Origin of the sequence: Collinsella sp. LCP19S3_D5, from assembly GCF_052121415.1 — a bacterium.
In the GTDB taxonomy this organism is placed as follows: Bacteria; Actinomycetota; Coriobacteriia; order Coriobacteriales; family Coriobacteriaceae; genus Collinsella.
Map to the genome: position 1 here is coordinate 59,486 of NZ_JBQKEH010000006.1, position 19,605 is coordinate 79,090.

Annotated in this window: 18 protein-coding genes and 4 tRNA genes; 3 read left to right on the forward strand and 19 right to left on the reverse strand. The window is 57.2% G+C overall.

Features of this window, described 5'->3' with window-relative positions; all coding sequences use genetic code 11:
• The first annotated feature begins 106 nt into the window (after positions 1-106).
• Positions 107-2,023, forward strand: coding sequence for a BMP family ABC transporter substrate-binding protein (locus tag ACTQXO_RS03930; RefSeq protein WP_441545449.1), 1,917 nt, complete (start codon positions 107-109; stop codon positions 2,021-2,023).
• The gene (locus ACTQXO_RS03935; protein WP_441042008.1) at positions 2,020-2,730 is read left to right on the forward strand and encodes a metallophosphoesterase family protein; all 711 of its coding nucleotides are present in this window, start codon (positions 2,020-2,022) and stop codon (positions 2,728-2,730) included. Before ACTQXO_RS03930 ends, ACTQXO_RS03935 begins: the two co-directional genes overlap by 4 nt.
• A 50-nt stretch (positions 2,731-2,780) precedes the next feature.
• On the opposite strand, the gene leuB is transcribed toward ACTQXO_RS03935, so the two are convergent.
• From leuB to ACTQXO_RS04015, 16 genes are all read right to left on the reverse strand, one after another.
• Complete coding sequence (gene leuB / locus ACTQXO_RS03940) at positions 2,781-3,890, reverse strand: 3-isopropylmalate dehydrogenase (RefSeq protein WP_441545450.1); 1,110 nt, start codon at positions 3,888-3,890, stop codon at positions 2,781-2,783.
• 69 nt (positions 3,891-3,959) lie between these two features.
• On the reverse strand, positions 3,960-4,472 hold the full coding sequence (locus ACTQXO_RS03945; RefSeq protein WP_441056807.1) for a 3-isopropylmalate dehydratase small subunit: 513 nt from the start codon (positions 4,470-4,472) through the stop codon (positions 3,960-3,962).
• Positions 4,473-4,723: 251 nt separating this feature from the next.
• On the reverse strand, positions 4,724-5,989 hold the full coding sequence (gene leuC / locus ACTQXO_RS03950) for a 3-isopropylmalate dehydratase large subunit (RefSeq protein WP_441545451.1): 1,266 nt from the start codon (positions 5,987-5,989) through the stop codon (positions 4,724-4,726).
• A gap of 41 nt (positions 5,990-6,030) precedes the next feature.
• The gene (locus tag ACTQXO_RS03955) at positions 6,031-7,566 is read right to left on the reverse strand and encodes a 2-isopropylmalate synthase (protein ID WP_441545452.1); all 1,536 of its coding nucleotides are present in this window, start codon (positions 7,564-7,566) and stop codon (positions 6,031-6,033) included.
• A gap of 426 nt (positions 7,567-7,992) precedes the next feature.
• Entirely contained in the window at positions 7,993-8,700 is a 708-nt protein-coding gene (rplA, locus tag ACTQXO_RS03960) for a 50S ribosomal protein L1 (protein WP_154514750.1), read from the reverse strand.
• 116 nt (positions 8,701-8,816) lie between these two features.
• Positions 8,817-9,245, reverse strand: coding sequence for a 50S ribosomal protein L11 (rplK, locus tag ACTQXO_RS03965; protein ID WP_022093893.1), 429 nt, complete (start codon positions 9,243-9,245; stop codon positions 8,817-8,819).
• A 120-nt stretch (positions 9,246-9,365) separates the two neighbouring features.
• Positions 9,366-9,902: a transcription termination/antitermination protein NusG gene (gene nusG / locus ACTQXO_RS03970; RefSeq protein ID WP_427718370.1), complete on the reverse strand. Its 537-nt coding sequence runs from the start codon at positions 9,900-9,902 to the stop codon at positions 9,366-9,368.
• A 3-nt stretch (positions 9,903-9,905) separates the two neighbouring features.
• Positions 9,906-10,244: a preprotein translocase subunit SecE gene (gene secE / locus ACTQXO_RS03975; RefSeq protein ID WP_154514754.1), complete on the reverse strand. Its 339-nt coding sequence runs from the start codon at positions 10,242-10,244 to the stop codon at positions 9,906-9,908.
• Positions 10,245-10,320: 76 nt separating this feature from the next.
• Positions 10,321-10,396, reverse strand: a tRNA-Trp gene (locus ACTQXO_RS03980).
• A gap of 13 nt (positions 10,397-10,409) precedes the next feature.
• Positions 10,410-10,559, reverse strand: a complete 150-nt coding sequence (gene rpmG, locus ACTQXO_RS03985) for a 50S ribosomal protein L33 (RefSeq protein ID WP_102372646.1) — start codon at positions 10,557-10,559, stop codon at positions 10,410-10,412.
• Between the two features lie 278 nt (positions 10,560-10,837).
• The gene (gene tuf, locus ACTQXO_RS03990) at positions 10,838-12,028 is read right to left on the reverse strand and encodes an elongation factor Tu (RefSeq protein WP_154514756.1); all 1,191 of its coding nucleotides are present in this window, start codon (positions 12,026-12,028) and stop codon (positions 10,838-10,840) included.
• Between the two features lie 96 nt (positions 12,029-12,124).
• Positions 12,125-12,201: transfer RNA gene (locus ACTQXO_RS03995), tRNA-Met, on the reverse strand.
• A 3-nt stretch (positions 12,202-12,204) separates the two neighbouring features.
• A tRNA-Thr gene (locus tag ACTQXO_RS04000) sits at positions 12,205-12,280 on the reverse strand.
• A 10-nt stretch (positions 12,281-12,290) separates the two neighbouring features.
• Positions 12,291-12,372: transfer RNA gene (locus tag ACTQXO_RS04005), tRNA-Tyr, on the reverse strand.
• A 539-nt stretch (positions 12,373-12,911) separates the two neighbouring features.
• Positions 12,912-13,778: a hypothetical protein gene (locus tag ACTQXO_RS04010; RefSeq protein ID WP_441545453.1), complete on the reverse strand. Its 867-nt coding sequence runs from the start codon at positions 13,776-13,778 to the stop codon at positions 12,912-12,914.
• A 161-nt stretch (positions 13,779-13,939) separates the two neighbouring features.
• On the reverse strand, positions 13,940-14,611 hold the full coding sequence (locus ACTQXO_RS04015; protein ID WP_441545454.1) for a hypothetical protein: 672 nt from the start codon (positions 14,609-14,611) through the stop codon (positions 13,940-13,942).
• Positions 14,612-14,904: 293 nt separating this feature from the next.
• Between ACTQXO_RS04015 and ACTQXO_RS04020 the strand changes: the two genes are divergently transcribed.
• Positions 14,905-15,060, forward strand: coding sequence for a hypothetical protein (locus ACTQXO_RS04020; RefSeq protein WP_441545455.1), 156 nt, complete (start codon positions 14,905-14,907; stop codon positions 15,058-15,060).
• A gap of 73 nt (positions 15,061-15,133) precedes the next feature.
• Here the strand turns inward: ACTQXO_RS04020 and ACTQXO_RS04025 are convergent, their stop codons facing one another.
• The 3 genes from ACTQXO_RS04025 to ACTQXO_RS04035 form a co-directional block, all read right to left on the reverse strand.
• Positions 15,134-15,313, reverse strand: a complete 180-nt coding sequence (locus ACTQXO_RS04025; RefSeq protein WP_441545456.1) for a hypothetical protein — start codon at positions 15,311-15,313, stop codon at positions 15,134-15,136.
• Positions 15,314-15,752: 439 nt separating this feature from the next.
• On the reverse strand, positions 15,753-16,337 hold the full coding sequence (locus ACTQXO_RS04030) for a hypothetical protein (RefSeq protein ID WP_441545457.1): 585 nt from the start codon (positions 16,335-16,337) through the stop codon (positions 15,753-15,755).
• Positions 16,338-16,374: 37 nt separating this feature from the next.
• Entirely contained in the window at positions 16,375-19,524 is a 3,150-nt protein-coding gene (locus ACTQXO_RS04035; RefSeq protein ID WP_441545458.1) for a type III restriction-modification system endonuclease, read from the reverse strand.
• Positions 19,525-19,605 lie beyond the last annotated feature (81 nt).

The window sequence follows — 19,605 nt, forward strand, 5'->3', positions numbered from 1 at the left end:
AGGGGACAGTGAACTGCCTCCCATTTCTTTGACATCGGGAAATGGGAGGTTTTCATTCGTGGTACCATAGTTCATACAGTTGTTTAAACGACTAAGGGAGCAAACTATGGAAGAGGCCTACCGTCAAGCACGCAAGCGCGGCGAGCAAGGACGTCGACGCGCCATTAGCCAAAGCGAGCATCCATACCTTACGGACCTCGACAGTTTGGTTGCCCAGCTCCCCCTAGGTCAGCGAGAGAATGTCGGCCTGCGGGATATTCCGCTCGAAATGGTTGTCGGCACGGTTACCAAGGGCCGTCAGTCCGCCTTTTCATGCAACTTTATGCCCCTGCTGCCGTTTAGCACCGAGTTCGCCCGCAAGTGGTCCAACCTCTACGACATTCAGGTAACCGAGGGCTATCGCGACCCCATCATCGTCACCGAGTTCATGCATCGGTTCTATGTCCAGGAGGGCAACAAGCGCGTCAGCGTCCTCAAATTCCTGGACGCCCCGACGGTTTCGGCCAAGGTCACCCGCCTCTACCCCGGCAAATGGGATTCCGTCGAAAGTCGCCTGTACGGCGAGTTCTGCGCGTTTTGGCGCGTCTGCCCCCTATACGAGATCGAGTTCTCGCGCGAAGGAAGCTACGAAACGCTCGCCAAGATGCTCGGTCAGAACCTTATCGAAAAATGGCCCCAAAAAAAGGTCGACTACCTGCGCCACACCTTCCTACTCTTTAAGCGCGCCTACCTTCGCGCGGGCGGCGACCACCTGGACATTACGCCCGCCGACGCCATGCTCGTGTACCTCAATGTGTACAACCAGGACCGCCTGCTGGATACGCCGACGGATATCGTCGTAAACCGCCTGTGCAAGATTTGGCGCGAGCTGGTCATTGCCGGGAAAAGTGACGAGGACAAGGTCGATCTTGTCGAAGCGCCGAACGTCGATGAGGAGGAGTTGCCCGCCCAGTCCACCTCCGGCATGCTCAACTTCTTTATGGGCAAGACCGTCTATTCGGCGGCCAACCCCCTGCGCATCGCCTTTATCCATGAATTCACCTGTGCGACGTCGAGCTGGGACAGCCTGCACGACCAAGGGCGTCAGTATCTCGATGAGCACTTTGGAGGTATCGTGCGCACCGAGGCGTTTGAGGACTGTCACGATCCGGACGTGTTCTACGCCGCCGTGGAAACGGCTGTCAAACATGGAGCAAACGTCATCTTCTCGACCTCGCACCGCCTGATGGAATACACGCTCAGGGCTGCCGTTGAATATCCCCGGGTTCGGTTCCTTAACTGCTCCATCGGCCTTCCCCACCAAAGCGTCCGTTCGTACTTTGGCAAGATGTACGAAGCCAAGTTTCTCCTGGGCGCCCTTGCCGCCAGCATGGCAGACAACCACCGCATCGGTTACCACGCGTCGGTCTTCGCCTCGGGCGCACTCAGCGAGATCAACGCCTTTGCGATTGGCGCCTCGCTGCTCGACCCCCGTGCGCAAATTATCCTAACCTGGGGCGATGTGCCCGCCGGAGGCCTTGCCGAGGCCATGTGCCGCGAAGGCGTGAGCGTCATGACCGGCGCCGACATGTCAAAGTCGCTCGAAGACCCCACGGCCTACGGACTCCACCGCCTGGTCGATGGCAAGGTTGCCGGCATTGCCATGCCGGTGTGGAACTGGGGCCGATACTACGAGCTTATCGTGCGAAGTCTGCTGCATGGCACCTGGGATGAGACCAGTGACGACAGCCAGGTCCGCGCCGTCAACTACTGGTATGGCATGAGCTCGGGCGTTATCGACATTCGCTACGCTCCGGGCCTGCCCTATCAGACGCGCAAGCTTGTTCAGCTCCTCCGCAATGGCATCGTCGAGGGCTCCATCAATCCATTTGGCGGCGAGCTCCATAGCCAAGACGGCGTGGTGCAGATTGAGGGCTTTCCCCCACTGCCGAGCACGCAAATCGTCGAGATGGACTGGCTGGCAGACAACGTGGTGGGCACCATTCCGCAGCCCGACGATGAGCCGAAGGTCCGTGCTCTATGAAAATCCTTGCCATAGCCGATACCGAAGAGCGATGCCTGTGGGAGTGCTTTCGCAAGGAACGCTTTGAGGGTGTCGACCTAATTTTGTCCGCTGGCGATCTAGACCCGGACTATCTTGAGTTTTTGGTCACGGTCATCAACAGACCGCTCATCTACGTGCGTGGCAATCACGATGACCGCTACGCGCGTCATGCACCGGGCGGCTGCATCTGTGTCGAAGACACCGTGTACGTGTATCGCGGCGTCCGCATTGCGGGGCTTGGCGGCTCCATGCGCTATCGAGATGGCGCTAACATGTACACCGAGCGCGAGATGGCCAAGCGCATGCGTAAGCTGTCCCGCAAAGTGAGGATGGTCGGCGGCTGCGACATCTTGCTCACCCATGCGCCCGCCGCCGGCATGGGCGATCTGGACGATCTGCCACATCGGGGATTCGAATGCTTTAACACAGCGCTCGAGACATGGAATCCCGACTACATGGTGCACGGGCATGTGCACCAATGCTATGTTCGCGACTTTCAACGCGAACGCCAGCACGCATGCGGGACAACGATTATCAATGCCTGCGGCTATACGCAGTTTGAGCTGGACGAGGCGCGCTACCCCATCCGTGGATGGCAGGCAGCCTGGCTCAATTCGCAAACCATGCGCCGCGAGCTCAAGCGCCACGAGGCAATAGAGTCCTCAACCGCCAGAACCCCCTGGTAACCACCACAAAGGGGACAGGTGCCTTTGTGGTGGTTCCGGACATCTCGACACTACAGCGCGGCGATGACCTTATCGCCCATCTGGGTCGTGCCGAGGATCTTATCGGCAGGGGTGTTGGCATCGGCGATGTCGCGGGTACGCCAGCCTTCGTCAAGCACACGTGCCACGGCATTTTCGATCCAAGCAGCCTGCCCACCCATGTCGAGCGCGTACGTGAGCAGCATTGCCGCCGACAGGATCTGCGCGAGCGGGTTAGCGATACCGAGCCCCGCGATGTCGGGCGCGCTGCCGGCGCTCGGCTCAAACAGCGACACACCATCGCCCAGCGAAGCCGAGGCAAGCATGCCGAGCGATCCGGTAATCTGCGCCGCCTCGTCGGAGAGAATGTCGCCGAACATGTTCTCCGTAACTACGACGTCAAAGTCGGCCGGTCGGTTAATGAGCTGCATGGCGGCGTTGTCGACGAGCAGGTCCTCAAGCTCTACATCTGGATACTCCTCGTCATGCACGCGATGCACAACCTCACGCCACATGCGGCTCGTCTCCAATACATTGCGCTTATCCACGCTTGTCACCTTGCCGCGGCGCTTGCGAGCTGCCTCGAACGCCTGGCGGGCGATGCGCTCAACTTCGTACTCGCGGTACTCCATTACGTCAACCGCGCGCTGGCCAGCTACACCGTCGGTGCCCGCACCGCCCTCGTCATAAAAGCGCTCGTGCTTGCCAAAGTAAATGCCACCGGTAAGTTCGCGGACGAGTACCATGTCAACGCCCTTGATGACTTCGGGACGAAGCGTCGATGCGCTGGCAAGTGCGTCGTAGATTTTTACAGGGCGAAGGTTGGTATAGAGGCCGAGTTCTTTGCGGATACGCAGCAAGCCATGCTCGGGGCGCGGGGCCGCCGGATCGGTCGAATCCCACTTTGGGCCACCGACGGATGCCAACAGCACGGCGTCCGACGCCTTTGCCGCCGCAAGAGTTTCATCGGGCAGCGGATTGCCGCACGCATCGATCGCCGCACCACCAATCAGGTGATCCTCAAAGGCAAACTCTACGCCGGCGCGCTTGCCCACGGCAGCCAGCACCTTCTTACCCTCGGCAATAACCTCGGGCCCAATGCCGTCACCAGGAAGACAGCAGATCTTATAGGTCTTCTTCACGTTGCAGCTCCAGCTTTCGCTACTCGGCCCGTTTGCAAACGGATTATCCAGCTTGACCGTCATAATCGCTTACGCCTCCTGACCCTTTGCCGCGACAATCTTGGCACGCGTGCGCGCAACCAAACCGCCGGCCTCGATAATCTCGGCAATAAATGGCGGGAACGGCTCAGCTGTAAAAGTCTCGCCAGTACGCTCGTTGGTGATGACACCCGCATCGGTATCGACCTTCACGGTATCGCCGGCACAAATCGCATCGACAGCTTCGGGGCACTCCATAATGGGCAGGCCCACGTTAATGGCATTGCGATAGAAGATGCGTGCGAAGCTCTTAGCAATAACACACGACACCCCTGCAGCCTTAATGGCAACCGGGGCATGCTCACGCGAAGAACCGCAACCAAAGTTCTCCTCAGCCACAATGATGTCACCGGGGCTCACGGCAGAGGCAAACGCGGGATCAATATCCTCCATAGCATGCGCCGCCAAGTGCGCATGGTCGGACGAGTTCAGATACCGAGCAGGAATGATGACATCAGTATCAACGTCACGACCATATCGAAAAACCGAACCTTCAAAGTTCATATCATTCTCCGTTCAAAAATGGAATGCGGGGGATTTGATATTTACTTACTTACTCGGACAGTCCTGCTCGCACGGAGAGCACATTAAGTGCTCTCCGGCTCGTGCGGAACTCGACGCAAGCAAATATCAAATCCCTCGTTCGCGTTTCGGCTACAAAAAAGCTAATGGAAAGTTAGCGTTCGCCTTCGGCGAACAAAATAGTGCCAGGACTGTCCGCAGTAGCGAGCAAAGGTCGAAGGACCCCGTAGCCCCTACAGGTCAGACGGCAAGCATATGTGCCCCGCCACAGCAGAAGCAGCCGCCACGGCCGGCGAGGCCAGATAGACCTCGGACGTGGGGTCGCCCATACGGCCGATAAAGTTGCGGTTGGTCGTAGAAACGCAACGCTCCCCTGCCGCCAAGATGCCCATGTAGCCGCCCAGGCACGGACCGCACGTGGGCGTGGAGAACACACAGTTGGCATCTAGGAAAATGTCGGTCAATCCCTCCTTCATGCACTGGCGGAAGACCGCCTGGGTCGCCGGAATCACGATGCAACGCACCCCGTCGGCAACCTTATGGCCGCGCATGACTTCGGCCGCAGCACGCATATCCTCGATACGTCCGTTGGTGCACGAGCCGATTACCGCCTGGTCGATCATGATGTGACGGCTCTCGCTCACCGGATGGGTGTTGCTGGGCAGATGCGGCCACGATACACACGGCTTAATGTCGGCCGCGTCAATGGCAATAACCTGGGCATACTCGGCGTCTGGATCGGCGTGATACTCAACGTAATCACGTTCGCAGCGCCCCTTGAGCCAGGCGCGGGCAACATCATCGACCTCGATAATGCCCGCCTTGCCGCCCGCTTCGATCGCCATGTTCGAAATTGTCATGCGACCTTCCATCGACAGGCCCTCGATGGTGCTGCCGGCAAACTCCATGGCCTGGTACAGGGCACCGTCCACGCCGATCATGCCGATAATGTGCAGGATGATGTCCTTGGCAGTGGCGCCGTCCTCAAGCTCGCCATTAATCTCAAAGCGAATCGTCGGCGGCACCTTAAACCATGCGCGCCCCGTGGCAATGCCCACGCCGGCGTCTGTTGAGCCCACGCCGGTCGAAAACGCACCCAAGGCGCCATACGTGCAGGTATGCGAGTCGGCACCGATAATCAGATCGCCCGGGACCACCACGCCGCGCTCGGGCAGCAGGGCGTGCTCAATGCCCGCGCAACCTTGCTCGTAATAGTGCGTCACATGCTGCTCGTGCGCAAAATCTCGCATCTTTTTGGTCTGCTCGGCGCTCTTGATGTCCTTGTTGGGCGCATAGTGATCGGGCACCAGGCAAACGCGGTCGCAATCGAACACCTCGGTGGCACCCAGCTCGCGAAAGACATCGATCGCGATAGGTGCGGTAATATCGTTGGCGAGCACAATGTCTAGGTCGCATTCGACCAGCTGGCCCGGCTTTACCTCGTCCAGGCCTGCGTGTGCCGCCAAAATTTTCTCTGCTACGGTCATGGGACGTGCCATGTGATTCCCCTCTCAAGCGGGCTTTGCCCTGCCGAATATCGTTACTTTCCCGCCTTGGAACGGTTGGTCTGAATCATGCGGTTAATAGCGTTGATGTAAGCCTTGGCCGAGCTCACGATAATGTCGGTATCCGCGCCGCGGCCGGTGTAGATCTTGCCGTCCTCGGCGGTGATGCGCACCGTCACCTCACCGATGGCGTCGATACCACGCGTAATGGCCTTAACGTTGAACTCCGTCAGCTCGCCATGGGCAGAGATGGCCTTGTCAACCGCCTTGTAGGCCGCATCAACCGGACCAGTACCCGTCGAGCAAACCACCCGTGTCGCGCCGTCCTCGTCCGTGATGGTCGCCGTGGCCGTAGGAATGAGCGGATCGCCGCAGGAAACCTGGAGCGCGTCGAGGGTGTAGATCGCCTTGACCTCGCGCTGGCGCTCCTGAATCATCGACTCCAGGTCCTCGTCAAAGACTTCCTTCTTTTGATCTGCAATCTCCAAGAAGCGCTGATAGATCGACTCGAATTCCTCATCGCCAAACGTATAACCCAGCTCAGCGAGACGATGGCGCAGCGCCGCATGGCCCGAACGTGCCGAAAGGATAATCTCGGATCCCGCTGCACCCACGTCCTTGGGATCGATAATCTCGTAGGTGTCACGCGCCTTGAGCACGCCATCCTGGTGAATGCCCGAGCTGTGGGCAAACGCATTAGCGCCCACAATGGACTTGTTGGGCTGCACGTTGATACCAGTAATTGAACTGACGAGCTTAGATGCGCGCGTGAGCTCGGTCGTTACGATATCGGTATGTGCATCCAGATCCTGCTCGTGCATCCTCATGGCCATGACGACCTCCTCGAGCGCCGTGTTGCCCGCGCGCTCGCCCAAGCCGTTGATGGTGCACTCGATCTGCGTCGCGCCATTGCGGACCGCCTCGAGTGCAAGGGCTGTGGCCATGCCCAGATCGTTATGCGTGTGGACCGAAATCGTAACGTCCTCGATGCCGGCCACGCGCTCGCGCAGATCGCGAATACGGGCGCCAAACTCCCAAGGCATGTTATAGCCCGTGGTGTCCGGAATATTCACGACCGTAGCGCCGGCCTTGATCGCTGCCTCGATAATGCGGACCAGGAACTCCTGATCGGAGCGGCCCGCATCCTCGGCATAAAACTCGACATCGTCGACAAACTTACGAGCGTGCTTTACAGCGTGAACGGCACGCTCGATAGCCTCGTCTTCGGTCATATGGAGCTTGTCGCGCAAATGGCTGGGACTCACACCCAGACCGGTGTGGATACGGGGCCTCTGAGCCGTCTTGAGGGCTTCTGCGGCCACTTCGATATCCCTGTCGACCGCACGGGTGAGACCGCATACCGTGCACCGGTCACCCGCGATCTTGCCAATCTCCTGTACGGAACGATAATCACCGGGGCTCGAAATAGGAAATCCCGCCTCGATCACGTCGACATTCATACGTACCAGCTGGCGTGCAATAACGAGCTTTTCCTCGGTATTCATGCTGGCGCCGGGAGACTGCTCCCCGTCACGAAGCGTTGTGTCAAAGATTGCGATTTTGCGGCTCATGATTTCCTCCTGACAGGCTAAAGATACAGATGGCTTTCAGGAGAGATGGAGTGCCTCAAGATAGAATAATACCCGTGTCGCCCATCACGCCCAAAAGCGGCGGAAGATAGCGCACCCGGGTACAACTAATCGTTATAGCGAAATTACAACCCTAGCGCGCTATCCAATCTAGTAGCGCTAGGCCTAGGAGCTGCTGTTTGTTATAGAACATGTCTGGCTCCTTTCAGCCTCGGGTATTCACTACACTAGGCTAAAGTGTAACACAGGCAAAACGACGCGCAACGGGAATTTTGAACCAAAACCACCACAAAGGCGCCTATCTCCTTCGTGTTGGTTTTGGCCCGTAATAGCAAGGAGCCCGGTCCTGCACGAGACAGAACCGGGTTCCTTTAGCAATGCTTGCTTTGCTCAGGCAGTAACTAGAAGTTACTCAGCCAGGAAGTCACGCTGGACAGCGGGATCGACCTTGACGCCAGGGCCCATGGTGGAAGACACAGAGATGGACTTGACGTACTTGCCCTTAGCAGAAGAGGGCTTGACGCGCAGGATCTCGGTGTACAGGGCAGCGTAGTTCTCAACGAGCTGCTGCTCAGAGAAGGACTTCTTGCCCAGGGGCACGTGGCAGATGCCATAACGGTCGGCGCGATACTCAACGCGGCCGGCCTTGAGCTCGGAGACCATCTTGGCGACGTCCATGGTCACGGTGCCGAGCTTGGGGTTCGGCATGAGGCCACGGGGACCAAGGATCTTACCGATGCGGCCAACCTTGGCCATCATGTTCGGCGTAGCGATAGCGGCGTCGAAGTTGATCTCGCCCTTCTGGATCTGGGCGACGAGCTCGTCGGAACCGATGATGTCGGCGCCGGCAGCCTCGGCCTCACGGGCCTTCTCGCCCTCGGCGAAGACGGCAACACGAACGGTCTTGCCGGTGCCGTGGGGCAGGGAGATGGAACCACGGATGTTCTGGTCAGCCTTACGAGTATCGATGCCCAGACGGAAGTGGGCCTCGACGGTCTCGTCGAACTTGGCGGTGTCGAGCTCCTTGATGAGCTTGGCAGCCTGAAGGGGGGTGTAGAGCGTGGCGCGGTCGACCTTCTCGGCAGCGGCGTTATAGCTCTTACCATGCTTAGCCATGTGCATTACCTCCTGTGGTTAAACGGGCGTGAGCCCTCCCACATCGTATCGTGTGCCCTATTGCACACATTTAACGGGCGCCCCGGTCGGAGCACCCGTCGTTACCTAGAAAAACGCTACTCAGCGATGGTGACGCCCATGGAGCGGGCGGTACCGGCGATGATCTTCTTGGCGGCGTCAATGTCGTTGGCATTGAGGTCCGGCATCTTGATCTCGGCGATCTTAGTGAGCTGCTCCTGAGAGAGCTGGCCAACCTTGTCGGCCTGGGGCTTAGCGGAACCAGACTTGAGGTTCAGCTCCTTCTTGATGAGGTGAGCCGCCGGCGGAGTCTTGGTGATGAAGGAGAAGGACTTATCCTCGTAGACAGAGATCTCAACGGGGATAATGTCGCCCTTCTTGTCCTGCGTCTCGGCGTTAAAGGCCTGGCAGAACTGCATGATGTTCACGCCAGCAGCGCCCAGGGCGGGGCCGACGGGAGGAGCGGGGTTAGCGGCACCAGCAGGAATCTGGAGCTTAATGACGTTGGCAACCTTCTTCTCAGCCATGGTCATTCCTTTCGAATCACGAGTGTGAAGTACTTGCTATATCGTAAGCACGCACGTGTTAGAAGCACTCCTGAGATGAGCAGTCACAGAAGAAGCACGCTCGCGCGAACGGACGAAAACTTAAGCGATGACAGCGACCTGGTTAAAGTCAAGCTCGACCGGCGTCTCGCGGCCAAAGATCATCAGCGTGACCTTGAGCTTGCCTGCCTCGGCGTTAACCTCGGAGACCTTGCCATCAAAGTCGGTAAGCGGGCCATCGGTGACGCGGACGGACGTACCAACCTCAATATCAACCGACGTACGCTTGGGCGAATCGCCCTTACCGGGACGACGAGTCATCTTATTGTACTCGTCGCGGGAAAGCGGAGCGGGCTTGCCGTTGCCGCCCAGGAAACCGGTGACGCCGGGCGTGTTGCGAACACACGTCCATGCATCGTCATCCATCTCCATGCGAACCAGGACATAACCCGGGAAAATCTTAGAATCCTTGGTCTCGCGCTTGCCACCCTCTTTGATCTCGGTGACGCGCTCCATAGGAATCTCAATATCAAAGATACGATCCTGCATGCCCATGGTCTCGATGCGATGCTCGAGATCGGACTTAACGCGGTTCTCGTATCCAGAGTAAGTGTGGACGACGTACCAACGCTTAGACATGGTTTAGCCCCTCAATCCAGAGAACAGAGCAAGAGCCTCGCCAAAGCCAGCATCGAGCAGAGCGATGACGACGCCGACGACGATCAGAGAAGCGCAAACGACGACCGAGTAGTTCACGAGCTCCTTCTTATCGGGCCACGTGACACGCTTCATCTCGGACTTCACCGAAGCAAAATACTTCTTGGTGCGGGCGAAGAAACCGGGCTTCTCGTTCTTCTTGGACTTCGCAGCCTTCTCGCTCTTCTTGGCAACGGCCTTCTTGGCCTCAACCTTGGAGTTGGCGGCAGCTTTGTTGGCAGGCGCCTGCTGCTGTGCCTTCTTCTTGTTCTTCTTGTTGGCCATTTGGGTTACCTCCGCGCAATGCGCTTATACATGAGTAAACCGTAAGCCCCCAAATGGGAGCTTACGGAATAATGACTGGCACGCCAGGAAGGACTCGAACCCTCAACACTCGGTTTTGGAGACCGATGCTCTACCAATTGAACTACTGGCGTATGTGACTAGAGACTAGCGAGTCTCTTTGTGCAGCGTGTGGTGACGGCACCAGGGGCAATACTTCTTGATCTCCATACGATCAGGCATGTTCGCCTTGTTCTTAGTGGTCGTATAGTTGCGGCGCTTGCACTCAGTGCACGCAAGAGTAACTAGAGTACGCATGTATCCTGAACCTTTCATATCCGCCCCGTACGGGCACGAGTTGGTACTTTATCAGCTCTACGTAAGTGCTGTCAACGAAAACCTCGAATCAATTGGTTCTCGGTAGATCCATTCATATTTGGAACACATCAATGGAGCCAACGAGATCTAATCGATTCCTCACGCTCAACTTAAGAGCGAGCTAAGCGTAATCATCAGGCAAAAAGACCCACGTAGAAAAGAACCCGGCACCCATATAAGTGCCGGGTTCTCTAAGTCAGCTGTATCAGAGAGCTAATTTACTCAATGATCGTGGAGACGATGCCCGAACCGACGGTGTGGCCACCCTCGCGGATAGCGAAGCGCAGGCCCTCCTCCATAGCGATCGGGTGAATGAGGTCGCCCTCGATGGTGATGTGGTCACCAGGCATAGCCATCTCGGTGCCCTCGGGGAGCTTGACCGTACCGGTAACGTCGGTGGTACGGAAGTAGAACTGAGGACGATAACCATCGAAGAACGGGGTGTGACGGCCGCCCTCCTCCTTGGTCAGAACGTAGATCTCACCGGTGAACTTGGTGTGCGGGGTAACCGAACCGGGCTTGCAGAGAACCTGGCCGCGCTCGATGTCCTCGCGCTTGATGCCGCGGAGCAGCAGACCGACGTTGTCGCCAGCCTCGCAGAAGTCCATGGACTTACGGAACATCTCGATACCGGTAACGACGGTGTTCTGGGTATCCTTGATGCCGACGATCTCGACAGGCTCGTTGAGCTTGAGCTCACCGCGCTCGACACGGCCGGTAGCAACGGTACCACGGCCGGAGATGGTCATAACGTCCTCAACGGCCATCAGGAACGGGAGGTCGTTGTCACGAGCAGGCGTCGGGATGTACTCGTCGACGGCAGACATGAGCTCGCGAATGGCGTCCATCCACTTGGCGTCGCCCTCGAGAGCGCCCAGAGCGGAACCACGGATGACGGGGATGTCGTCGCCGGGGAATTCGTACTCGGAAAGGAGCTCACGGGTCTCCATCTCGACGAGGTCGATGAGCTCGTCATCGTCAACCATGTCGCACTTGTTCAGGAAGACGACGATGTAGGGAACGCCGACCTGACGGGCGAGCAGGATGTGCTCGCGGGTCTGAGCCATGGGGCCGTCGGTAGCGGCGATGACCAGGATAGCGCCGTCCATCTGAGCAGCACCGGAGATCATGTTCTTGACGTAGTCAGCGTGGCCCGGGCAGTCAACGTGAGCGTAGTGACGGGCAGCAGTCTCGTACTCGACGTGGGAGACGGAGATCGTAATGCCGCGCTCGCGCTCCTCGGGAGCCTTGTCGATGTTCTCGAACGCAGTGAAGTCAGCCTTGCAGCCCTCGGTCTCGGAGAGAACCTTGGTGATGGCAGCGGTCAGCGTGGTCTTGCCGTGGTCGACGTGACCAATGGTGCCGATGTTAACATGCGGCTTAGTGCGCTCAAACTTCTCTTTGGCCATAAAGCCCTCCTCTAAACAGGTCGTCCCCGGACGGGACTTTGCCTTTATACCATAGTGGCCTCTCAACATACTATTGAGAAGCCACCGTGTTACCTATGGTAGCGGTGACTGGATTCGAACCAGTGACGCCACGGGTATGAACCGTGTGCTCTAACCAACTGAGCTACACCGCCGGATGGAGCCTGCAACCAGACTTGAACTGGTGACCTCTTCGTTACCAACGAAGTGCTCTACCGACTGAGCTATACAGGCACTTGACGGGTGGGAGCTATAGGATTCGAACCTATGTAGGCAGAGCCAACGGGTTTACAGCCCGTCCCCATTAACCACTCGGGCAAACTCCCAATCGTTCAAGTATCCGCAGGTTCTTTGGTCTTTTGGGCCTCCGCCCCCGCGAACGAAAAAGATAATACGATGCAACCTTGGGGGCTGTCAACGAAAACCTCTAAATACACGGTACCGGGCGTATCTATATACCTTTGACCTGCGGTTTTGCTGAATTTAGATATGAAGGACGGCGGATTTGGCTGCGCTGGCGACATTTCCCGAGGGAACACTTTGGTGTGGTGGAGTACCCTTGCGGTATCGACTTTCGATACCGATCCTCGTGCGACCGAATATCCTCGCTCAACCAGGATGACTGGGACCAGTCCGGCCTTTGTCTCGATCTGTAACATTTAGAGAACATTTTCTCCCCTATCTGTTACAGATCGAGATGTTTCCCTGGCGGTCTCCCGTTTATCTAAATCTGTAACAGCAAGAACGGTTTTCCTTCCCTAGTTGTTACAGATCGAGATGTTTCGCAGAGACCCTAGCTTACGTCTCATTCTGTAACAGTTAGAACGGTTTTCCGCCCCTTCGTGTTACAGATCGAGACATTTATCTATTCTCGCCTTACATCCACGACATCTGCCCAATCAATAACGTCGTAGTCATCATCGCTTCGCCAGACGACACACTTGGGTCGTGAATCCGCTTGGGCCGCACCATCCCTCGCCGCTTGTGGACGACTCGCAAAGAAGCGGCCAAGCTCAGCTCGCGGCAAGATAATCCCTTGCACGCTCCCGCCACCCGCGAGACACACACGCGCCCAGCGACCAGCCTTTTCATATAAGAGCCAATTGGCAACCTGCGAAGATCTGCCCTCAGGCACTTTATCCCCTGGAATATCAGGAACAAACATGGGGTCGACCTCCTCCAGTTGAGCAAAGCCCATCCCCTCCAAACGCGAACCAAGTTTCTCCTTAGCGTAACCGCTCAGCTCGCGCTTGATCATGCCTGCAATACGCCGAGCCGTCCTACCATGGGGATCAAACCGGCTGCATCCGCGCTCATAGGCAGCCAGCGCGTCCATAAGCACATAGACCTCGCTCAAATTGAGCGGCAGCGCCAGCGGGTGCACCGAGGACCTGAATTCGCCGCGATACCCAAACTCCTCGGCTACGCACATGCCGCCGATACGCACGCCATCGCGAATCCTGGCACGGCGCTCCCCCACCGCGTTCTTGCTACACAGCAAAACGTTATAGGCGATGTCTTCCTGCGAGCGCTCTTCGTGGGAAACGGTGAGCATAATCAGGTCTGCCTCTTCACCGCCAATAAAGGAATCCTTGAGCTCGTAGCCCTTCATGCCTTTGTTGGGCGGCTCGGCCGCAAGCAGCGCAAAAAGCTCGTGCACCTGATGGTAGAGAGCAAGGCGTCCCTCCAAATATGGACCATCGGGTCCATTTGCATATGCTTTGATGCGCATACGCAAGCTCCCCGTATCGACGGGCGCTACCGCCATCTGGCTAATAGCATATCCCTCGCCTGGACGGGAAATCATATCGTTGAGCTCGGCCGCATCTGGCATGTTTCTTTTTATGAACTGTCCAAGCAGCATTGGCGGCGCCCGCCTTTCTAATCTTTAACCTATCGATTTTTTCTCTTCGAGTCCACCTCAAGATAGCGCTGGATTTTGTCGAGCGACAGATTAGTCCGGCCCAGGGACTCTGCCGCCGTCAAAATCTTCTGTGCAAGATTTGATCCAAAGTAGTAAATCACATCCCCGTTGGCGATTCGCTCAACGTATTCGTCTCCAATTTTGTTAATGAGAGAGAAAAACTCGGGGCACAGCATGGGATAACGCTCGGCTATTTCCGTAATCCCCGCATGGCCAAAATCGGCAACATCCTCGCACTGGCGCTCAAGATCTTCGATACCGTGACCATTAAGACCACGCCCGCAGGAAAAAGCAAGGCCGCGAGACAGGGCAGTTTTGACGCGTTGCTCCTGCTCGTCCGATAGCTTTCCACCCAATAGGGCTCGCATCATGATCTGGCAGCAAGCGTACGTAGGTCGATAGAGAAAATCGACACGTGCATCACTGGGCATATGGCAATAGCTGCTCAGAGGAAAACAACCGTCTTCTCGTTGAGACTCGAGGATGGCATCGAGGGACTCGCGCCAATCCGGATCGTTATCCAAGCCATAATCGCGAAAGTAGCGTAGTAGCTGCATCTGCATATCCATGACACAAGTACTGACGATCGGCCTATCTGTTGCCCTGTCCCTGCCGGCAATGTCGCAAAGAGGGTAAATCATGGTCTTTTTCCTTTCCGTAGACCTGATGCCAACGATTCCGTTTCGCTGACCTTGTTGATCCCATTCTCTTTTGTGGGGCCATATCAAACGACCAAGCAGTGCTTGGTTATTGTGGGCTGGAGGGTTAACTGGGCGGAATCACATACCGTTGCAGGTGCACCCATACGCAACGTCGCCGAGACGCCCCACCCTCTACCTCCGCATGTGCGACACTCCACAAGCAACTAATCATCACCAGAATGTTTTACTGAGATAAGGTCGATCAGCTTGGGGAATTTCGCAAGAAGGCACGCTTGGTCACGTACTGTGCCCTTGCCATCGCCGTCGTATTTGCCCTCATTGCGGGCGGATTCCCCAATAGACTCAGGAATCTCGTGGCTGTCGATAACGCCAGCGCTATTGTCAAGAGTTATCACGGCGAGCACCCGGTCATTCGACTGACGTTTTAGGCGATACAAACCGAAAGCGTGCCGGCGGCCACAGGTTGTTGCTCAACAAATACGCTGCCTCCTGTGGCATACTTTAATTTACTAATGTATCGAGAAAGAGAGTGTCATGGTCCCTTCGGGTAACGGCTGCAGCCAGATCATCATCATTGCTTTGGGCATTTGCCTTGGCCTGACTATGTTTGCGGTCTGTGGCTAAACGATTCAGATCTGCACTTATTTCCAGCGCAAATCTTCTGCCGCTGCTTGCCGGCATCGTGTATCTCGTTAACAGATACATTGCGAGCTTCGACTTTTTCCTCCCCTACGACTTCGCCCATTATCAGCTCGGAGATCTGTGCGGAGGAATCATTTTTCCCGCCTACGTAAACGTCCTCTGCGAAACGGTGAGCGGGAAAACGCTGATATGCAACTTTGCAAGTAGCTTGGCATTATCGGTGGGATGCTCAATCTGCTGGGAAGTACTTGCGCCCATGGTGCTCGAGTTTAGTACCCCAGATCCGCTTGATGCCTGCATGTACGTTATCGGCGGCATCTTGTACCTGAAAGCTTTTAAGCTAACGGCGGGTAATCGAAAATAGCTGTGCACTGGAATCGAACCATACGCTTCAATTCATGTACGTGCGGTTCGATTCGGACTTCATAGCAACGCCCCAAACCGCAATGCAAGTCTCCCAATAATTGGAAGACGGGATTCACCAGCGACGCCATTTTGATTTGATCGGAAGCAGATCTTCAACGAACTTGCCGGTCCATTCGTTTGGCTCCAACCCTCGAATCTCGAAAATGGCCTCGAAATCCTCCTTGCTGAGACGGCAACCGAAACGCGTATTTAGCCGCATCTCAGATTCTGCCTGCCAGATTTTTGCCCGGGCCGGAGTCATCGAGCGGATAATCTGAGAATACGTTTCATGCCGCTCTCCATCGTCTTCCTCATATCGCTCTCTACCGAGAATGCTTTCGACCTGTGGCTCGAACATGCCGGAAAGGCTCGAAATGTCACGTCGCCCGCTCGGCCGTTTGATGGGAACAGGGATAACGTCCTCGGCAAAAAGTTCATCAGGCGGAATATCAACCTTATCCCAACCGAGACCGATAAAGGGACGCTTCAAGATGTCATCCGGGTCAGAAAATCGAAAATGGAAGAGCTCGGTCTCGAGAACGTAATTGCCCACCAAGACAAGCTTCCCATAATGCGGCATCGGAGAATCCAACCACGCCACCGCGTAACGTCGTTCCCCCATCGACGGAAATTGATCGATATCGATAACTGTCGGCATCTCAACGTCCCAATCGGAAGGCAACAGGAATCAGGGATTACTCCGTCCCCTGGATCACGGTCAGCAAATCCTCGTAGCTGTGCACCACGTCATAACGCACGTCCTCGTCCGAGAACTCATTGAAAAGCTTGCGCGCGCAGGCGATCTTGCCGCGCTCGATGTCGCGCAGCGTGAGACTGTCCATGCTACCCTTGGTCTCCGCGACGAAGAACACGTGGCGCACGCTCCCCTTCTCGAAGGCGATGGCCCAGTCAGGCGCATAGTTGCCCACCGGCGTCGGGATCTTAAAGGACCTCGGCAGCTTGGCGTAAACCGCAACCTTACCCTCAGCAGAATCGAGGTCTCGTGCGAAATCGCGCTCGCCCTCGGAATCCCAAAACACGTAGTCCTGGATGCAGCGGCTCGTCTCCAGCGCCCGGCCAACGTTCTCGGGCATGCGCTCGGCGAAGATGGTGGAATCGTACCGCTCGTCGAGTTTATGGTACGTGATGTGGTCCACCACCATCGTCGCCTTCTCGGCCAGGATGCAACGGGAGACCTTGGCGATAAACTCCTCGGGGTTATCGCGGAACATGCGGAACTTGACGGGGGCGATGCCCTTCAGGATCGCCGCCGCGCTCCTGCGCGTAATGCGTGCCTCGGTAGCGACTTCGCCCAGCAGGTCGTACGTCACGCCCGAGGCGTCCTCGCCCACCTCGTAGTCGCGCCTCGTGGCATCGCCGAATGACTCGCCGCGCTCAAGGTTCTCCCGCGTCTGAGTCGAGCGTTGCGCGGCGGTCGTCATAACATAAGATGCCTTGGCCACAAACAGTTCGCGGTTAATTCGGTCGATTGCCTTAGCCCGCAGCTCATCGTCGTCAAAATCAACGGTGTAGGAGTGCTTGGAGTTGATCTTGTTCCAAAGTTCTTGGAACTCGGCACGCGCGAAGTTGGCGTTGAGCGGGTTTTCGCGAACCTTGGGGTCGTTGCCGTTACGGATGTAGTCGTCGAGCGCATGCTCGTCGTAGACGCTCTTCACCAGCGCTTCGATATCCTTGCGATAGGCATAGAGATGCTCGGGCAAGTCGTCATCGGTAACGGATGTGAGCCCCGATTCCTTGAACTTTTGCGTGGGCACGCCCTCGCGGTCGATGAGGCCGTGCTGTACGAGCGCGAAGTAGACATCGTGCGCGTCTTCCTGCGTGAGCGCATAGGTCTTCTCCTCGTCCGCCTGAACGGCAAAGCCCTTGAGGAACTCCTCCGTGACCGCCTTGGGACGCTCGCGAAGGGCATCGTTGATGTCCTTCTGCAGGGACTTCGTGAAGTCGCTGTAGCTCTCGCTGGCGATGACGGTAAGCGTGTTGACGCGCTGCACCTCCTGCTCGCCCAGCGCCTCCAGGTCCTGTCGCTCGCCCTCCCGGTTCACGCACAGGCGCAGGCCGCGGCCCACCTCCTGGCGCTTACCGGTCTCGGAGTCGGAATGCTTGAGCGTGCAGATCTGGAACACATTGGGGTTGTCCCAGCCCTCGCGCAGGGCGGAGTGGCTAAAGATGAAGCGCGTGGGCTCGTCGAACGACAGCAGGCGCTCCTTGTCCTTGAGGATGAGATCGTAGGCGCTCTCATCATCGGACTCATCGCTGTTGCGCTTGAGCTTGGAGTTAACCGAATGCCCTTTCTTGTCGATGGAGAAGTATCCCTTGTGCGTTGCATGGACGTCGATGCCGCCCAGCCATTCCAGGTAGCGGCGGCGCACCTCCCCGAGACCCGCATCGAGCGAGGCGTCGAGGTTCTGTTGCCCGCGACCGTACTCATCAATGGCGCGTACGTACTCCTCCTCAAAGATTCGGCCGTACTCGCCCAGGTCTTCCTCGCCGTCGTCATCATAGACGCGGTACTTGGCGACCTCATCGATAAAGAAGAGCGACAGGCACTTGATGCCGCGCGCAAACAGTGCCTCTTCCTTTTCCAGATGGCTCTTGATAGTCTCGCGGATCTGAACGCGGCGCATATCGCGATCGGAGGAGTCGCCGTAGACGTCGCCGCGGCAAAGCTCGATGCCGTTGAGGAACTTGACGTAGCCCAGCTGGGCATCGCTGTCCGGGACGATCTCGGACACGGTGAACCCGTCGCGGTACGCCTCGAGCTCGCCGGACGCGGGATAGATGTCGTCCTGCTCGTAGAAACCCTGTGCACGCTTGGAGATAGAGCCAGAGGCGTTGAGTCTCTTGAACTCGATAACGGCCTGAGGCGGCTTGTTCTTGGAGATCTTGATATCCTGAAGGTATAGGTAACCGTCGGTACCGCGCATGTTCTTGAGCTCGAAACCCTTGACCTCGATGCGCTTGACCAGGCGCTGGTTGAATGCGTCGAGTGCGTCCAGCACATAGACGGCGTCGTGGCGGTCGCGATGCGTCGCCGAATAGTTGAGGCACGCGATGGGGCGGAAGCGGGCGATGCCCGCCTGGGTGGCCCTGCCGCCCATCTTCTGCGGCTCGTCCAGGATGACGATGGGGTTGTTGGCGGCGATCACATCGATGGGGCGACGGCTCGCGAACTCGTCGCGCTCGGAGTACATGATGCGGGCCTCCTTGGAGCGTCCGCCCTCCTTCATGGACGTGTTGAACGCCTGCATGTTGATGACCATGACGTTGATATCGGAACTCGCCGAGAAGCGGTCGATATCGCCCAGACGGCTGCTGTTGTAGACAAAGTAGCGGATGGCCTTGCCGTACTGCTCAAAAAAGTGCTGCTCGGTATTCTTGAGCGATTTGTAGACGCCCTCGCGGATGGCGACGGACGGCACCACGATGATGAACTTGGTCCAGCCATAGAGACGGTTGAGCTCGAGCATGGTCTTGGTGTAAACGTAAGTCTTGCCCGTGCCCGTCTCCATCTCCACGTCAAGGTTTACCGGGGCGGGGCCAGCAGCAAGCGACGAAGACTCGACGATGCGATTGCGGCGCTGCACCTTGTGAATGTTCTCGAGCAGCGTAGCGGAGCCAAGGGCAATCGGGGCATTCGCGTAGCCCTCGGATGCCTGAACCTGTGTCTCAAGACCCGGCAGCACTTCAGTGCCGTCGCCGCCCACCGCGCGACCGAGATCACGCAGATAGAGCGAGGCGCCAGAATTGGGCTGGCCGGCAAAGACATCGGTCACCGCGCGCGCAGCCTCAGTCTGATACGGCTGAATTTTGAACTTGAACTGCATCTGAGCACTCCATTGCTGTTTCCATCAAAGTGACAATGATTATCGCTCGAATAGTTCCAGCGCAAAATACTTCATTACCTG